This is a genomic window from Microtetraspora sp. NBRC 13810 (genome assembly GCF_030268685.1).
Taxonomy (GTDB): domain Bacteria; phylum Actinomycetota; class Actinomycetes; order Streptosporangiales; family Streptosporangiaceae; genus BSRQ01.
The window spans coordinates 312971-327036 of record NZ_BSRQ01000007.1 but is presented as its reverse complement, the minus strand read 5'-3'; the positions used below and the strand labels follow the sequence as shown (position 1 = coordinate 327036).

At 74.3% G+C, this 14066-nt stretch carries 15 protein-coding genes; 10 read left to right on the top strand and 5 right to left on the bottom strand.

The genetic code is table 11. From position 1 onward, the window contains the following. Positions 1-102: 102 nt before the first annotated feature. From QSK26_RS17025 to QSK26_RS16995, 7 genes are all read left to right on the top strand, one after another. Positions 103-1284, top strand: coding sequence for an NAD(P)/FAD-dependent oxidoreductase (locus QSK26_RS17025; protein ID WP_285776118.1), 1182 nt, complete (start codon positions 103-105; stop codon positions 1282-1284). Next, positions 1281-1571: a (2Fe-2S)-binding protein gene (locus QSK26_RS17020; protein WP_285776117.1), complete on the top strand. Its 291-nt coding sequence runs from the start codon at positions 1281-1283 to the stop codon at positions 1569-1571. The genes QSK26_RS17025 and QSK26_RS17020 overlap by 4 nt, the downstream gene beginning before the upstream one ends. Beyond that, entirely contained in the window at positions 1568-2956 is a 1389-nt protein-coding gene (locus QSK26_RS17015; RefSeq protein ID WP_285776116.1) for an FAD/NAD(P)-dependent oxidoreductase, read from the top strand. The genes QSK26_RS17020 and QSK26_RS17015 overlap by 4 nt, the downstream gene beginning before the upstream one ends. Next, positions 2956-3849, top strand: coding sequence for a dihydrodipicolinate synthase family protein (locus QSK26_RS17010; RefSeq protein ID WP_285776115.1), 894 nt, complete (start codon positions 2956-2958; stop codon positions 3847-3849). The genes QSK26_RS17015 and QSK26_RS17010 overlap by 1 nt, the downstream gene beginning before the upstream one ends. Positions 3850-3877: 28 nt before the next feature. Then, on the top strand, positions 3878-4879 hold the full coding sequence (locus QSK26_RS17005; protein ID WP_285776114.1) for a proline racemase family protein: 1002 nt from the start codon (positions 3878-3880) through the stop codon (positions 4877-4879). Between the two features lie 129 nt (positions 4880-5008). Next, positions 5009-5932: an SDR family oxidoreductase gene (locus QSK26_RS17000; RefSeq protein ID WP_285776113.1), complete on the top strand. Its 924-nt coding sequence runs from the start codon at positions 5009-5011 to the stop codon at positions 5930-5932. 1 nt (position 5933) lies between these two features. After that, on the top strand, positions 5934-6785 hold the full coding sequence (locus QSK26_RS16995) for a MaoC/PaaZ C-terminal domain-containing protein (protein ID WP_285776112.1): 852 nt from the start codon (positions 5934-5936) through the stop codon (positions 6783-6785). A gap of 85 nt (positions 6786-6870) precedes the next feature. On the opposite strand, the gene QSK26_RS16990 is transcribed toward QSK26_RS16995, so the two are convergent. Next, positions 6871-7488: a TetR/AcrR family transcriptional regulator gene (locus QSK26_RS16990; RefSeq protein ID WP_285776111.1), complete on the bottom strand. Its 618-nt coding sequence runs from the start codon at positions 7486-7488 to the stop codon at positions 6871-6873. A 662-nt stretch (positions 7489-8150) separates the two neighbouring features. Here QSK26_RS16990 and QSK26_RS16985 point away from each other — a divergent pair. Genes QSK26_RS16985 through QSK26_RS16975 form a run of 3 tightly spaced genes read left to right on the top strand, consistent with a single transcriptional unit; the run spans position 8151 to position 10875 of the window. Next, positions 8151-9125: a proline racemase family protein gene (locus QSK26_RS16985; protein WP_285776110.1), complete on the top strand. Its 975-nt coding sequence runs from the start codon at positions 8151-8153 to the stop codon at positions 9123-9125. Continuing rightward, complete coding sequence (locus tag QSK26_RS16980) at positions 9122-10189, top strand: ornithine cyclodeaminase family protein (protein WP_285776109.1); 1068 nt, start codon at positions 9122-9124, stop codon at positions 10187-10189. The genes QSK26_RS16985 and QSK26_RS16980 overlap by 4 nt, the downstream gene beginning before the upstream one ends. Then, the gene (locus QSK26_RS16975; RefSeq protein ID WP_285776108.1) at positions 10186-10875 is read left to right on the top strand and encodes a GntR family transcriptional regulator; all 690 of its coding nucleotides are present in this window, start codon (positions 10186-10188) and stop codon (positions 10873-10875) included. Before QSK26_RS16980 ends, QSK26_RS16975 begins: the two co-directional genes overlap by 4 nt. On the opposite strand, the gene QSK26_RS16970 is transcribed toward QSK26_RS16975, so the two are convergent. The 4 genes from QSK26_RS16970 to QSK26_RS16955 form a co-directional block, all read right to left on the bottom strand. Next, a complete protein-coding gene (locus tag QSK26_RS16970) occupies positions 10872-11192 on the bottom strand; it encodes a hypothetical protein (RefSeq protein ID WP_285776107.1) in 321 nt (106 codons plus the stop codon). The genes QSK26_RS16975 and QSK26_RS16970 overlap by 4 nt on opposite strands. 4 nt (positions 11193-11196) lie before the next feature. Next, positions 11197-12177, bottom strand: coding sequence for a zinc metalloprotease (locus QSK26_RS16965; protein WP_285776106.1), 981 nt, complete (start codon positions 12175-12177; stop codon positions 11197-11199). Positions 12178-12322: 145 nt separating this feature from the next. Continuing rightward, positions 12323-13234 (bottom strand): EamA family transporter, encoded by a 912-nt coding sequence (locus QSK26_RS16960; protein ID WP_285776105.1) that lies wholly within the window; start codon positions 13232-13234, stop codon positions 12323-12325. A gap of 1 nt (position 13235) precedes the next feature. Further along, positions 13236-13961 (bottom strand): ABC transporter permease, encoded by a 726-nt coding sequence (locus QSK26_RS16955; RefSeq protein ID WP_285776177.1) that lies wholly within the window; start codon positions 13959-13961, stop codon positions 13236-13238. Positions 13962-14066: the final 105 nt, after the last annotated feature.

Here is a 14066-nt window from a genome sequence, read left to right as displayed (position 1 = left end):
GGGGGCCGGTCCCGTCCTCACCCTATGGTCCCGTTATGGACGGGGTCAGGGCCTATGCCAAGGTCGGTATGTGACATACCATCCCCAGGGAAGGAGGCACGGGTGCCGGATGTCGTGGTGATCGGGGCGGGGGTCGTCGGCGCCGCCTGCGCCTACTATGCGGCGCGCGCGGGCTTCGACGTGACCGTCGTCGAGCGGGGTTCGGTCGCGAGCGGGACCACCGGGGCGGGCGAGGGGAACGTGCTCGTCTCCGACAAGGAGCCGGGCCCGGAGCTCGACCTCGCCGTGCTGTCGAACGGCCTGTGGCGGGAGCTGGCAGCCACCCACGAGGCCGGCGGACGGGCCGGGGAGAGCGCCTTCCCCGCCGGCTTCGAGTTCGAGGCCAAGGGCGGCCTCGTGGTCGCCGAGACCGACGAGGTGCGCGCGGCGCTGAACGCGCTGGCCGCCGCCCAGGGCCTGGACCACGTCGTCGCCGGCCCGGACGACCTGCCCGGCTACGAGCCGCACCTCGCCCCCGGCCTCGCGGGCGGCGTGTTCTACCCGCAGGACGCCCAGGTGCAGCCGATGCTGGCCGCCGCGCTGCTCCTGCGGTACGGCGCCGCCCGGTTCGGGCACGGCAAGCTGACCCTGCGCACCGGCACCGCCGTCACCGGGTTCCTCCGGGCCGGCGACCGCGTCACCGGGGTGCGTACCACGGCCGGTGACATCCTGGCCGGGGCGGTGGTCAACGCGGCGGGCACCTGGGGCGGCGAGGTGGCCGCGCTGGCCGGCCTGGAGCTGCCGATCCTGCCGAGACGCGGCTTCATCCTGGTCACCGAGCCGCTGCCGAGGCCGCTGATCCGGCACAAGGTCTACACCGCCGCCTACGTGACCAACGTCGCCAGCGGGTCGGCCGGGCTGGAGACCAGCGCCGTGGTGGAGGGCACCCCCGCCGGGACCGTGCTCATCGGCGCGAGCAGGGAACGGGTCGGCTTCGACCGCACCCCGTCGCCGCCTGTGCTGCGCCGGCTCGCCGCCCAGGCGATCGCGCTGTTCCCCGCGCTGGCCGCCACGAAGGTGATCAGGTCCTACTGCGGCTTCCGGCCGTACTGCCCGGACCACCTGCCGGTGATCGGCCCCGACCCGCGCGCGCCCGGCCTCCACCACGCCTGCGGCCACGAGGGCGCGGGCATCGGCCTGGCCCCGGCCACCGGTCACCTGATCGCCCAGTCGCTCGGCGGCGACCGCCCCGACCTCGACCTGGCACCGTTCCTGCCCGACCGATTCGCCGCGGAGAGACGATGACATCCCACGGGACACCAGGCAGGCCGGCGGGCGTCCGGCCCGGCCCGGCGTTCGAGTTCACCCTGGACGGCAGGCCGGTGCCCGCCGTCCCCGGCCAGACGATCGGCGCCGCGCTGCACGCCGCAGGCATCCGCTCCTGGCGGACCACGAGGTTCGGCGGCCGCCCGCGCGGCCTGTACTGCGGCATCGGCGTCTGCTTCGACTGCCTGGTCACGGTCAACGCCGCCACCTCGCTGCGCGCCTGCGTCACCGAGGCCCGCCCGGGGGACGAGGTGACCACGGCGTGAGCGGGACGCCCTACGACCTCGCCGTGGTCGGCGGCGGTCCGGCCGGCCTGGCCGGGGCCGCCGCGGCCACCAGGGCCGGGCTGCGGGTCGCGCTGATCGACGGCGGCGCGCGGCTCGGCGGCCAGTACTTCCGGCACCCCGCCGAGGGCCTGCACGCCGCGAACCCCGCCGGGCCGCACCACGGCTTCGCCCGGTTCACCCGGCTGCGCGAGGGGGTGTCGGAACGGGCCGAGGTGTTCACGCGGCACCGCGTCTGGAGCGTGGAGCGCGGCGAGGACGGCACGGTCGCCGTGCACTGCCTGGTCGGCGACCGGGAGGAACGGCCGCGCGCGATCACCGCGCGGCGGCTGCTGATCGCCACCGGCGCCTACGACAGGTCGCTGCCCTTCCCCGGCTGGGACCTGCCCGGCGTGCTCACCGCGGGCGGCGCGCAGGCGCTGCTCAAGGGCGACCTGGTGACGGCGGGCCGCCGGGTCGTGGTCGCGGGCACCGGGCCCTTCCTGCTGCCGGTCGGGGCCGGGCTCGCCGCCGCCGGCGCCCGGGTGCTCGGCGTCTTCGAGGCCGCCGCGCTGCCCGGCGTCGCGCGCCGGGCGCGTCTCACCCCGGGCAAGGTCGCCGAGGCCGCGGGATACGCCCTGACCCTGGCCCGGCACCGGACGCCCTTCCGCGGCGGCCACGCGGTGATCGCCGCGCACGGCGGCACGGAGCTCACCCACGTCACCCTCGCCCAGGTGGACGCGGACTGGCATCCCCTGCGCACCCGCGTGATCGCCTGTGACACCCTCGCCGTGGGCTACGGCTTCGTCGCCCAGCTCGACCTGCCGGTCCAGCTCGGCTGCGCCACCGTGCCCGGGGCGGACGGCGATCCCGTCGTGGCGGTGGACGCCGGGCTGCGCACCAGCGTCCCCGGTGTCTACGCGGCGGGCGAGACCACCGGGGTCGGCGGGTCCGAGCTGGCCGAGGTGGAGGGCCTGATCGCCGGCCGTACGGCGGCGGCGGACCTGGGGCGCGCGGTGGCGCCCGCGCCCGCGCTGTCCGCGCGCCGGGACCGGCTGGCCGCGTTCGCCGCCGCGCTGGCCCGCGCCTACCCGGTGCGGGACGGCTGGATGGGCTGGCTGCGGCCGGACACGCTGGTCTGCCGCTGTGAGGAGGTCCCCTACGCGCGCGTCGTCGAAGCCCGGGAGCTGGGCGCCAGGGACGCGCGCGCCGTCAAGCTGCTGGCCCGGCCCGGGATGGGCTGGTGCCAGGGCCGCGTGTGCGGCCACGCCGTCGCCCGCCTGGCCGGGGAGACGCCCCGGCCGCCCCGCAGGCCGTTCGCGCAACCCGTACGCCTCGGCGACCTGGCCGCGTCCGGCGCCGAGCCCTCCGACGAAAGGAATCCCTGATGACGACCCAGGCCAGACCGTGGCACGGCGTGCTCGTCGCGACCGCGCTCCCGCTGAACGAGGACCTGTCGGCCGACTTCGGCGGCTACGCGGAGCACTGCGCGTGGCTGGTGGAGAACGGCTGTGACGGCGTGGTCGCCAACGGATCGCTCGGCGAGTACCAGACGCTGACCGAGGAGGAGCGGATCCGGGTCGTGGAGACGGCCGCCGCCGCGATCGGCCCCGGGCGGGTCATGCCGGGCGTCGCCGCCTACGGCGCGCGGGAGGCGCGCACGTGGGCCGAGCGGGCCCGCGACGCCGGTTGCGAGGTCGTCATGCTGCTGCCGCCGAACTCCTACCGGGCCGACGAGCGCGCCGTGCTCGACCACTACCGCGAGGTCGCCAGGGCGGGGCTGCCCATCGTGGCCTACAACAACCCCTACGACACGAAGGTGGACCTCACTCCCGCGCTGCTCGCCCGGCTGCACGCCGAGGGGCTGATCGTGGCGGTCAAGGAGTTCAGCGGCGACGTGCGGCGGGCCTACGAGCTGGCCGAGCTCGCCCCCGGGCTGGACCTGCTGATCGGCTCGGACGACGTGCTGCTCGAACTCGCCGTCGCCGGCGCCGTGGGCTGGGTGGCGGGCTTCCCCAACGCGCTGCCCGCCGCCAACGTGGCGCTCTACCGGGCGGCCGTCGCCGGCGACCTCGGCACCGCGCTGCCGCTCTACCGCAGCCTGCACCCGCTGCTGCGGTGGGACAGCAAGACCGAGTTCGTCCAGGCGATCAAGCTCTGCATGGACATCGCGGGCCGCAGGGGCGGGCCGTGCCGCCCGCCGCGCGGGCCGCTCACCCCCGGCCAGGAGGCGATCGTCCGGGCCGCCACGGAGAAGGTCCTCGCCGAGGGGCTCAGGTGAGCGGCGCGGGTCAGGACGGGAGGCGGGCATGAGGACGCGGCACGTCTACCACGCCGTCGACTCGCACACCGAGGGCATGCCGACCAGGGTGATCACCGGCGGCGTGGGCGTGATCCCCGGCGCCACGATGGCCGAGCGGCGCGAGCACTTCATGGCGAACCTCGACCACGTGCGCACCCTGCTGATGAACGAGCCGCGCGGCCACGCCGCGATGAGCGGCGCCATCCTGCAGCCGCCCACCCGGCCCGACGCCGACTACGGCGTGCTGTACATCGAGGTGTCCGGCTGCCTGCCGATGTGCGGGCACGGCACGATCGGCGTGGCCACGGTCCTGGTGGAGACCGGGATGGTGCCGGTGACCGAGCCGGTCACCACGATCCGGCTGGACACCCCCGCCGGGCTGGTCGTGGCCAGGGTCGAGGTCGAGGACGGCGCCGCCCGGGCCGTCACCATCGAGAACGTGCCCTCCTACAGCGCCGGCCTGGACCGGACGGTCAAGGTGCCCGGCCTCGGCGAGCTCACCTACGACCTCGCCTACGGCGGCAACTTCTACGCGATCCTGCCCGTCGAGTCGGCCGGCCTGCCCTTCGACAGGGCGGCCAAGCAGCGGATCCTGGACGCGGGCCTGGCCGTCATGGCGGCGATCAACGAGCAGGACGAGCCGGTGCACCCGCTCGACCCGGGCATCCGCGGCTGCCACCACGTGCAGTTCGTCGCGCCCGGCTCGGACGCGCGGCACTCGCGGCACGCGATGGCCATCCATCCCGGCTGGTTCGACCGCTCGCCGTGCGGCACCGGCACCAGCGCCAGGATGGCCCAGTTGCACGCCCGCGGCGAGCTGGAACTCGGCGCCGACTTCGTGAACGAGTCCTTCATCGGGACCAGGTTCACCGGCAGGCTGCTCTCCCTGACCGAGGTGGCCGGGCGGCCCGCCGTCGTGCCCGCCATCACCGGCCGGGCCTGGATCACCGGGACCGCGCAGTACTTCCTGGACCCCGCCGACCCCTTCCCCGCCGGTTTCGTGTTGTGACGCGTCCCGGTCACCCGGTCTCCGCCCCATGCCCCCCGGGCCGGGCGGGGGCCGGATCGCACGCTGTTGACTTACGGCGATCCGGTGCGGGATTCTTCTAGAACTAGGTTCTAGTATCTCGGAGATGGCATGAACGGAATCGTGGCCGGCCGTACCGTGATCGTCACCGGCGCGGCGCGGGGGATCGGGCGGGAGCACGCGCTGGAGTTCGCGCGCCAGGGGGCCAGGGTCGTGGTCAACGACCTCGGGGCCCAGGTCGACGGCAGCGGGTCGTCCGGCGGCCCGGCGGGCGCCGTGGTGGACGAGATCCGCGCCATGGGCGGGGAGGCCATCGCCAACGGGGAGGACGTCGCCGACTTCGAGGGCGCCAGGCGGCTGGTCGAGGCCGCCGTGGACCACTTCGGCGACCTGCACGTGCTCGTCAACAACGCCGGCATCCTGCGCGACCGGATGCTCGTCAACATGAGCGCCGCGGAGTGGGACGCGGTCATCCGGGTCCACCTCGGCGGCACCTTCGCACCCACCCGGCACGCCGCCGCCTACTGGCGTGCGCGGTCCAAGGCCGGTCACCGGGTGGACGCGAGCATCGTCAACACCACCTCGTCGTCGGGCATCTACGGCAACCCCGGCCAGTCGAACTACGGCGCCGCCAAGGCGGGCATCGCCGCGTTCACCGTCATCACCGCCATGGAGCTCGCCCGCTACGGCGTGACCGTCAACGCGATCGCGCCCACCGCGCTCACCCGGATGACCGAGAACCTGCGGCCCGACCGGCCGCGTCCCGCCGAGGGCGAGTTCGACGCGGGCCACGCCGGCAACGTGGCCCCGCTGGTGGTCTGGCTGGCCTCCGGCGAGGCCAGGGAGATCACCGGCCGGGTCTTCAACGTGCGCGGCGGCGTGATCAGCGTGGCCGAGGGCTGGCACGCGGGACCGGGCGTGGACAACGGCGCCCGCTGGGACCCGGCCAAGCTCGGCGAGATCGTCCCCGGCCTGGTCGAGCGGGCGGCCCCGAACGCCCGGCAGAGCGGCGAGATTCCGGGACGGGAGCGCTGACATGCCCTTCGACCACGATGTCATCGGCGTCGAGAGCGAGCCCTGCGAGCGCTCCTGGACCTCCAGGGACACCCTGCTCTACGCCGTGGGCGTGGGCGCAGGGCTCGGCGACCCGCTCCAGGAGCTCCCCTTCACCACCGAGAACACCGCCGGCGTACGGCAGCGCGTGCTGCCCACCTTCGCCGTGCTCGCGGCGCAGGCGCGCACCGGGCGCAGCCTGGGCGACTTCGACCCGGCCATGCTGGTGCACGCCGAGCAGGCGTTCACCCTGCACAGGGAGTTGCCCGCCGAGGGCGGCGTGCGCACGACGTCGAAGGTGACCGGCATCTACGACAAGGGATCGGGCGCGCTGGTGGTCATCGAGGCCACCGCGGTGGACCCGGCGACCGGCGAGCCGATGATCACCTCGCGCAGCTCGGCCTTCATCCGCGGCGAGGGCGGCTTCGGCGGCGACCGCGGGCCGAAGGACGACTGGACCCTGCCCGGCCGCGAGCCCGACCACGAGGTCACCTACCGGACGCGTCCCGAGCAGGCGCTGCTCTACCGGCTCTCCGGCGACCGCAACCCGCTGCACACCGACCCGTCCTTCGCGGCCAGGGCCGGGTTCCGGCGGCCCATCCTGCACGGGCTGTGCACCTACGGGATCACCGGCCGCGCCCTGCTGCACACCCTGGCCGGCTCCGATCCCGCCCGCTTCGCGTCGATGTCCGGCCGGTTCAGCCGGCCCGTCCTGCCCGGGGAGTCGCTGACCGTCTCCATGTGGGTGGACGGCGACACCGCGCTGTTCCGCACGGCGAAGGAGGACGGCACGGTTGTCATCGACAACGGCCGCGCGGTCATCCGCCCCGCCTGACCCCGCCTGACCCCCGCCTGACCCCGCCTGCCCCCCGCCTGACCCCGGCCTGATCCCGCCGGCGGGCCGCAGGGGCGGGCCCGGCCTACGGGCGGTGCAGCGGGTCCAGGCGCTGGATGAGGACGATGGCGGCCTCGATGAGCTGACGCGCCTCCTCCTCGGTCTCGCTGGTGGCCACCTCGCGGCCGGCCTCGCCGATGATCGTGGTGAGCACCATGACGGTGAGGCGGGCCGTGGGGTCGCCGCCGGCGCCCAGGAGCACCGCGTTCTGCCGGACCCATTCGCGGCTGCGGGTGCGGCGCATCAGCTCGAACCCGGGCGGGCCGTTGCCGTCCATGAACAGGCGGGCGAGGTCGCGCCGCTCCCAGGAGCCTTCGAGGAAGGCGCGGGCCCCGGCGACGAACAGGCCGAGCGGGTCGGCGGCGCCGGACTGCTTGGCCCTGGCGACCGCGGAGGCGGCGGCCTCCTCGTGCGCGGCCTGGTGCTCCTCCCACAGGGCGAGGAACAGCTCGGTCTTGCCGCCGAAGTGATGGTAGAGGCTGCCCACGCTCGAACCGGCCCGCGCCACCACGTCGGCCACGCTGGCCTCGGTGAAGCCGTGCTCGCCGAAGACCTCGCGGGCCGCCTGGAGCATGCCCCTGCGGGTCTGCGCCGTGCGGCTCCACTCCCAGGAGCCCCCCCTGCCACTCGAAGCGCGCGCCATCCCGGTCCTTCCACCTGCCATGGTCCTGCCCCCGATCCCCATGATAACCCAGCGAATTCTAGAATCTGATTACAGCTCGCAAACACCACGAACCACGGCGGGACGGGGCACACCAAGGAAGCCGCCGCCAAAGCCGTCGCGTGAACTCTCCGGGAGGCCCGCGAAGAAGGCCCGGGAACCGGCTGCCCTCCTGAATCGTTCCAAAGTGTGGCAGGAGAGTTCTCTGTGACGACGCTGCCCTTTTATCCGGTTTCTGGACGCGAATACCGCGGGCGGGCGAGGTGCCGCGCAGTGCCGTCCCGGAGGCGCGTGAGGCCGGTCGCCGCGCTGGTGGCACGGCCGATCCGGAAAGGCGAAAGGCTTGGCGTGCCGTCCTTTGGCACCCGGCCGCCTTTCGGGCAATGGCCGCCCGATGTGCGCCAATTCACAGAAGCCGCGGGATTCCCAGAACCCACTCCCGTGTAAACGAGGACTAATCCATCTGTCTGGTACTCTTCCCCTATTCAATTTCATCTGCCTGGGTGAGTTCGCGTGCGCGTCTCGTGGTCGCCCCGGCCGGCGGTTCGCCGCGGCCCTGGAGAGCGGTCGTCCGTGCCGTCCCCCCGCACTTCACCCGACCGCATGGGATACCGAGAACCAGGATGGAATGTCACACTTTATGCATGGTGACATGTGACGTCCGGACCATCGACTACCACACGGGCGGTGAGCCGTTCCGTGTCGTGGTGGACGGCGTCCCGGAGATCCCCGGGCGCACCGTGCTGGACCGGCGCACCGCCGCCGCCGCGCCGGAGTTCGACGCCGTGCGCCGGCTGCTCTGCCACGAGCCACGCGGCCACGCCGACATGTACGGCTGCTTCCTCGTCCCGCCCGACGACGCCGGCGCCCACCTCGGCGTGCTCTTCTGGCACAAGGACGGCTACTCCACCGCCTGCGGCCACGGCACGATGGCGCTCGGCGTGCACGCCGTCGAGCAGCGCCTCGTCCAGGCCGACCCCGACGGCGAGACCGACGTCGTCATCGACGTGCCCTCCGGCCGGGTCACCGCCCGGGTCCGCTGCGCCGCCGGCCGCCCCGAGTCCGTGGTCTTCCGCAACGTCCCCTCCTACGTCATCGAGCGCGGCGTCCCGCTGCCCGGGCAAGGCGTGAAGGCCGACCTCGCCTACGGCGGCGCCGTCTACGCCTCCCTCCCGGCCGCCGCCCTCGGGCTCTCCGTCACCCCCGCCCACCTCCCCGAGCTGATCGCCCGCGGGCGTGCCGTCAAGGCCGCCCTGGCCGGGCATCCCGCCACCAGGCACCCCGGCGACGACCGGCTCTCCGGCGTCTACGGCGTCGTCCTCCACGAGGACCTCGGACCGGGACGGCAGCGCAACGTCACCGTCTTCGCCGACGGCGAGGTGGACCGCTCACCCTGCGGCTCCGGCACCGCCGCCAGGCTCGCCCTACTGCACGAGGAGGGGTTCACCGGGACGCTCACCCACGAGAGCATCGTCGGCAGCGTCTTCACCGGGCGGGTCGCCGAGGTGCTACCCGAAGGGGTGATCCCCGAGATCGAGGGCACCGCCTACCGCACCGGGGAGCACCGGTTCACCCTCGACCCGCGTGATCCCCTCGGCACGGGATTCACCCTCAGATGAACGCGGGGGAGCGGGAGACGAAGGCGCCGCCGTACATCGACGGCGCGGAGCTGGCCCGGCTGGTGCCGGTGGCCCGGGCCGTGGAGGTGCTGGAGGAGGCGCTGCGCGGCGGGCTGGACCCCGAGGACACCCCGCGGCGGCCGGTCATGGAGGTGCCCGCGGGGCAGGTGCTGCTCATGCCCGCCGCCTGGCGGGACCACGCCGGGGTGAAGATCGCCACCGTCGCCCCGGGCAACCCGGCGCTCGGACTGCCCCGGATCCAGGGCTCCTACCTGCTCCTCGACGGGCGGACCCTCGCCCCGCTCGCCCTGCTCGACGGCATCGCGCTCACCTCGCTGCGCACCCCGGCCGTCTCCGCGCTCGCCGTACGCCATCTCGCCCGGGAACGGGCCGGATCGCTTCTCGTCTTCGGCACCGGGCCGCAGGCGCGCGGGCACGTCACCGCGCTGCGCGCGGTGCGGCCGGTGGAGCGGGTCACCGTGGTGGGCCGCGACGCGGCCAGGACCGCCGCCTTCGCCGCCCGCTGCGCGGCGGAGGGGTTCGAATCGCGCGCGCTGGCCGCCGATGACACCGCGGCGGTGCGCGCGGCGGTCGCCGAGGCCGAGCTGATCGCGTGCTGCACGACCGCGCGCACCCCGCTGTTCCCCGGCGAGCTGGTCCGCGACGACGCCACCGTCGTCGCCGTCGGCTCCCACGAGCCCGGCGCCCGCGAGCTGGACGAGGTGCTGATCGCCCGGTCGACCGTGTTCGTGGAGGCCCGGACGGCGGCTCTCGCCGAGGCGGGCGACCTGATAACGCCCTTGCGGAGCGGTACCATCACCGATGGTCATCTCACCGGAAACATGGCTGAATTGGTGATCGGCGGTGGCGTGCCGGCCACCGGCCCGAGGGTGTTCAAAAGCGTGGGCATGGCCTGGCAGGACCTGGTCGTGGCCGCGGCGGCCTACCACGCCTGGGCGGCGCCCCACCCGGAGGGCGTAGACGGCGGACGGCGGGCGCGTTCGACGTCGATGAGCCGAGACCCAGTACAGCCACGAGAGCGACGAGAGAAGGACACGGGATGACGCCTTCGGCGGAGAGCCGCCTCGACCTGCCGGTGGTGGGCGAACGACAGAGCCTTCGGGAGCAGGTTGCGCACGCGCTGCGGGTCGCGCTGATCACCGGTGAGATGCGGCCGGGCATGGTCTATTCCGCGCCGGTGCTCGCCGCGCAGTTCGGCGTCTCGGCGACCCCCGTCCGCGAGGCCATGCTCGACCTGGCCAAGGAGGGCCTGGTGGAGGCGGTGCGCAACAAGGGCTTCCGGGTCACCGAACTGTCCGACCGCGACCTCGACGAGCTCACCGCGCTGCGCCAGCTCATCGAGGTGCCGACCGTCGCCCGGCTGGCCGACCCGGCCCGGCGGGCGGAGTTCGAGGGGCTGCGGCCGATCGCCGAGGAGATCATCGTCGCCGCCGGGAACGGCGACCTCCTCGCCTACGTGGACGCCGACCTGCGCTTCCACGTCGAACTGCTGGCGCTGGCCGGCAACGCCCACCTCGTCACCGTCGTCCGCGACCTGCGCAACCGGGCCCGGCTGTACGGGCTGGACGCGCTCTACCGCAAGGGCACCCTCGCCGACTCGGCCCGGGAGCACTTCTACATCCTCGACGCCCTGTGCGACGGCGACGCCGGCGCGGCGGAGGGGCTGATGAACCAGCACATCGGGCACGTGCGCGGCATCTGGGCCGCCCGCCCGGAGCCGGAGGACTAGGCGTCGCGCAGGGTGAGCCTGCCCGGCTCCGCGGCGACCACCTCGAACAGCACGGCGCCGGCGCCCGCGTCGTCCGGCTGGAGCCGCAGCCGTCCCCGGCCGGGCTCGACCGTCCAGCGCCCCCGCACGCCGGGGGAGCGGTCGTCCGCGCCCAGCCGGTGGTCGACGTAGGTCCCGTCGGCGCGCAGCTCCAGCCGGTGCCGCCAGCGGGCCGGCGGCAGCGGATGCCCGGCCGGCCGGTACACCTTCACGCCCGCGGAGTCCTCCTCGCGGGCGTGCGTCCAGTCACCGGCCAGCTGCGCGGGCGTAGCGGTCACCCGCTCACGTTCTCACAGGCTCCCCCGCGGCGTCTCCCTCCGCCACGCCGGCCCGCATGTTCCGCAGCTCCGCCGCCGGGACGAACGACGAGCGCGGGCCCGCCAGGCAGGCGTCCATCCGCTCGGCCTGACCCTTGGTGAACATGTACATCGACCTGTCGTCGGTGTAGTCCATGTAGTTCATGAACAGGTCGCCGTTGGGCGCGTTGCCGCAGCTCGGGTTGGGGAAGGTGGGCGCGCCGTAGTTGGGGCCCGCCTGGTTCGGGGTGTCGGCCACGAAGTCGTCCCCCGAGCAGCCCTCGCCGTCGTCGCCCCAGATGTGCCGGAGGTTGAGCCAGTGGCCCACCTCGTGCGTCGCCGTGCGGCCCAGATCGAACGGCGCGGCGGCGGTGCCGGAGGTGCCGAAGGCGGTGTGCGAGACGACCACGCCGTCGGTCGCCGCCGCGCCGCCGGGGAACTGCGCGTAGCCCAGGAACCGGTCCAGCCGGCACACCCACAGGTTGAGATAGCGGTCGGCGGGCCAGGCGTCGGAGCCGCCCCTGGCGGTGAACTTCACCGCGTCGTCCTGCCCGAACGACGCGCGGGTGGTCTGCCGCCTGACCACGCCGGTGGTCGTCCCGCCCGCCGGGTCGGTGGTGGCGAGCCTGAACTCGATCCGGGTGTCGGCGACCAGCGGCTGGAAGACGGGGGGCACCTTCGACACGTCCGCGTTCGTCTTGCGGAAGTCGTGGTTCAGCACCGTGAGCTGGCTGTCGATCTGCTCCTGGGACACGTTCTCGGCGGCGGCGCGGTACACCACGTGCACGACCACGGGGATGGTCACGACCTCCTCGTGCACCGGCGCCCGCGCGGTCATCCGCTGGAAGGCGGTGTTCTCGATCGTCGCTCTGGCGATCGCGTACTCCGGCTGGGTGGCCAGCATGGTGTGGTGCACGGGCATCGTCCCGCACCAGCCGCGGTGCTGCCCCGCGTCGGGTGTCGACATCGGCTCTCCTCGCCTCCCGGACCTTCCGCTGGCGGACGGCGCGCCGTCCGCGCTCACCTGACCCGGCCATCCTTCCGCGCGAGCGCCGATCGCGCATGAGTACCCGAATACTCAGAGCATCCGGGCGCCCGGTGGTGTACGGAGGTCAGGCGGCACGGGTGGCGCCCACGCTGGCCACGACGACGCAGCCGATCGCGGCCCACTCCATCGGCGAGAGGATCTCACCGAGGACGACCAGCCCGACCAGCGCGGCGGCGGCCGGCTCCAGGCTCATCAGGATGCCGAACACCTTCTTCGGCATCCTGCGCAGAGCCTCCAGCTCGATCGAGTAGGGGATCACCGAGGACAGCAGGCCCACGCCGAGGCCGATCAGCAGCAGCTCGGGGTGCAGCAGGTCCGAGCCCCCGGTGGTCAGGCCCACCGGGGCGATGACCACGAGCGACACGATCATCGCGAACGACAGCCCGGTGGCGCCGGGGAAGCGGCTGCCGGTGGCCGCGGAGAGCAGGATGTACCCCGCCCAGCAGAGCGCGGCCAGCAGGCCGAAGCCGATGCCCGCCCAGCTGATCCGCCCGGCCGCCTCCGCCCAGGGGGCGAGCAGGGCGATCCCGGCCGCGGCCAGCGTCACCCACAGCAGGTCGAGCCGCCGCCGCGAGGCGGCCACCGCGACGCCCAGCGGCCCGAGGAACTCCACCGCCACCGCGACACCCATCGGCAGCCGGGCCAGCGCCTCGTAGAACGACAGGTTCATCAGCGCGAGCGTGACGCCGAAGGCGACGCCCACGCCGAGGTCGGCCCGGCTCAGGCCGCGCAGCCGAGGCCGGACGAACACGCCGAGGATCAGCGCCCCGGCGGCGATCCGCAGGAAGACCACCGCGCTCGGCGGGAGCTGGGTGAACAGGTCCTTGGCGAAGCCCGCCCCGACCTGCACGGACATGATCGCCAGCAGCACGAGGCCGGACGGGGGGATGGCGTCGGAGGCCGAGCGCAGCAACGCGCCCGCGCGAAACCCACGCCGGTACGGCTCGGCCGCGCCGGTCCGCGACAGAGAGGTCACGCTACTCCCATCGGAAGGTGCGGGCGGCCAGCGCCAGGGACGCCGCGGCCCAGCAGGCGAGCACCGCGACGGAGACGGTGGGCAGGGCGGCCCCGTCGGCGAGCACGGCGCGCAGGCCGCCGGCCAGCGCCGAGATCGGCAGCAGCTCCAGCGCGGGCTGGACGCCACCGGGGAAGTCGGTCAGCGGGAAGACCACTCCGCCGCAGGCCAGCAGGATCAGGTAGACCAGATTGGCCCCGGCCAGGGTCGCCTCGGCGCGCAGCGTGCCCGCCATCAGCAGGCCGAGCCCGCTGAACGCGGCCGTGCCCAGCACGATCAGCAGGATCGCCGTGGGCAGGAACCCGCGCGGCTGCCACCCCAGGGCGAACGCGACCGCGACGATCACCACCACCTGGACGGCCTCCACCACGAGCACCGCGAGGGTCTTGGCCAGCATCAGCCCGCCCCGGGAGAGCGGGGTCGCGCCCAGCCGCTTCAGCACGCCGTACCTGCGCTCGAACCCGGTCGCGATGGCCTGGCCGGTGAACGCGGTGGACATGACGGCGAGCGCCAGCACGCCCGGGGTGAGGAAGTCGACCCGCCGGGTCGTGCCGAGGTCGAGCAGCGGCGCGGCGGAGAAGCCGGTGAGCAGCAGCACCGGGATGATCAGCGTGAGCAGGAGCTGCTCGCCGTTCCTGAGGGTGGCCTTGACCTCGGCGCCCGCCTGGGCCGCGACCATGCGCCACATCGGCGCGGCGCCCGGCGCGGGGGTGAGGTCCAGCGTGGCCCCCGGGCCGTCCGTCGTGGTCACCGGTGCCCTCCTTCGGCCGCCCCGGCGGCGCCCGCGCGGCGC

Bases quoted from the DNA above. Each gene is read 5' to 3' on its own strand.
- QSK26_RS16995 (WP_285776112.1), top strand. From the start codon at position 5,934: ATGCCCTTCGACCACGATGTCATCGGCGTCGAGAGCGAGCCCTGCGAG.
- QSK26_RS16955 (WP_285776177.1), bottom strand. From the start codon at position 13,961: ATGTGGCGCATGGTCGCGGCCCAGGCGGGCGCCGAGGTCAAGGCCACC.
- QSK26_RS16975 (WP_285776108.1), top strand. From the start codon at position 10,186: ATGACGCCTTCGGCGGAGAGCCGCCTCGACCTGCCGGTGGTGGGCGAA.
- QSK26_RS17000 (WP_285776113.1), top strand. From the start codon at position 5,009: ATGAACGGAATCGTGGCCGGCCGTACCGTGATCGTCACCGGCGCGGCG.
- QSK26_RS16990 (WP_285776111.1), bottom strand. From the start codon at position 7,488: ATGGCGCGCGCTTCGAGTGGCAGGGGGGGCTCCTGGGAGTGGAGCCGC.
- QSK26_RS17020 (WP_285776117.1), top strand. From the start codon at position 1,281: ATGACATCCCACGGGACACCAGGCAGGCCGGCGGGCGTCCGGCCCGGC.
- QSK26_RS16985 (WP_285776110.1), top strand. From the start codon at position 8,151: ATGGTGACATGTGACGTCCGGACCATCGACTACCACACGGGCGGTGAG.
- QSK26_RS16980 (WP_285776109.1), top strand. From the start codon at position 9,122: ATGAACGCGGGGGAGCGGGAGACGAAGGCGCCGCCGTACATCGACGGC.
- QSK26_RS16965 (WP_285776106.1), bottom strand. From the start codon at position 12,177: ATGTCGACACCCGACGCGGGGCAGCACCGCGGCTGGTGCGGGACGATG.
- QSK26_RS17005 (WP_285776114.1), top strand. From the start codon at position 3,878: ATGAGGACGCGGCACGTCTACCACGCCGTCGACTCGCACACCGAGGGC.
- QSK26_RS17010 (WP_285776115.1), top strand. From the start codon at position 2,956: ATGACGACCCAGGCCAGACCGTGGCACGGCGTGCTCGTCGCGACCGCG.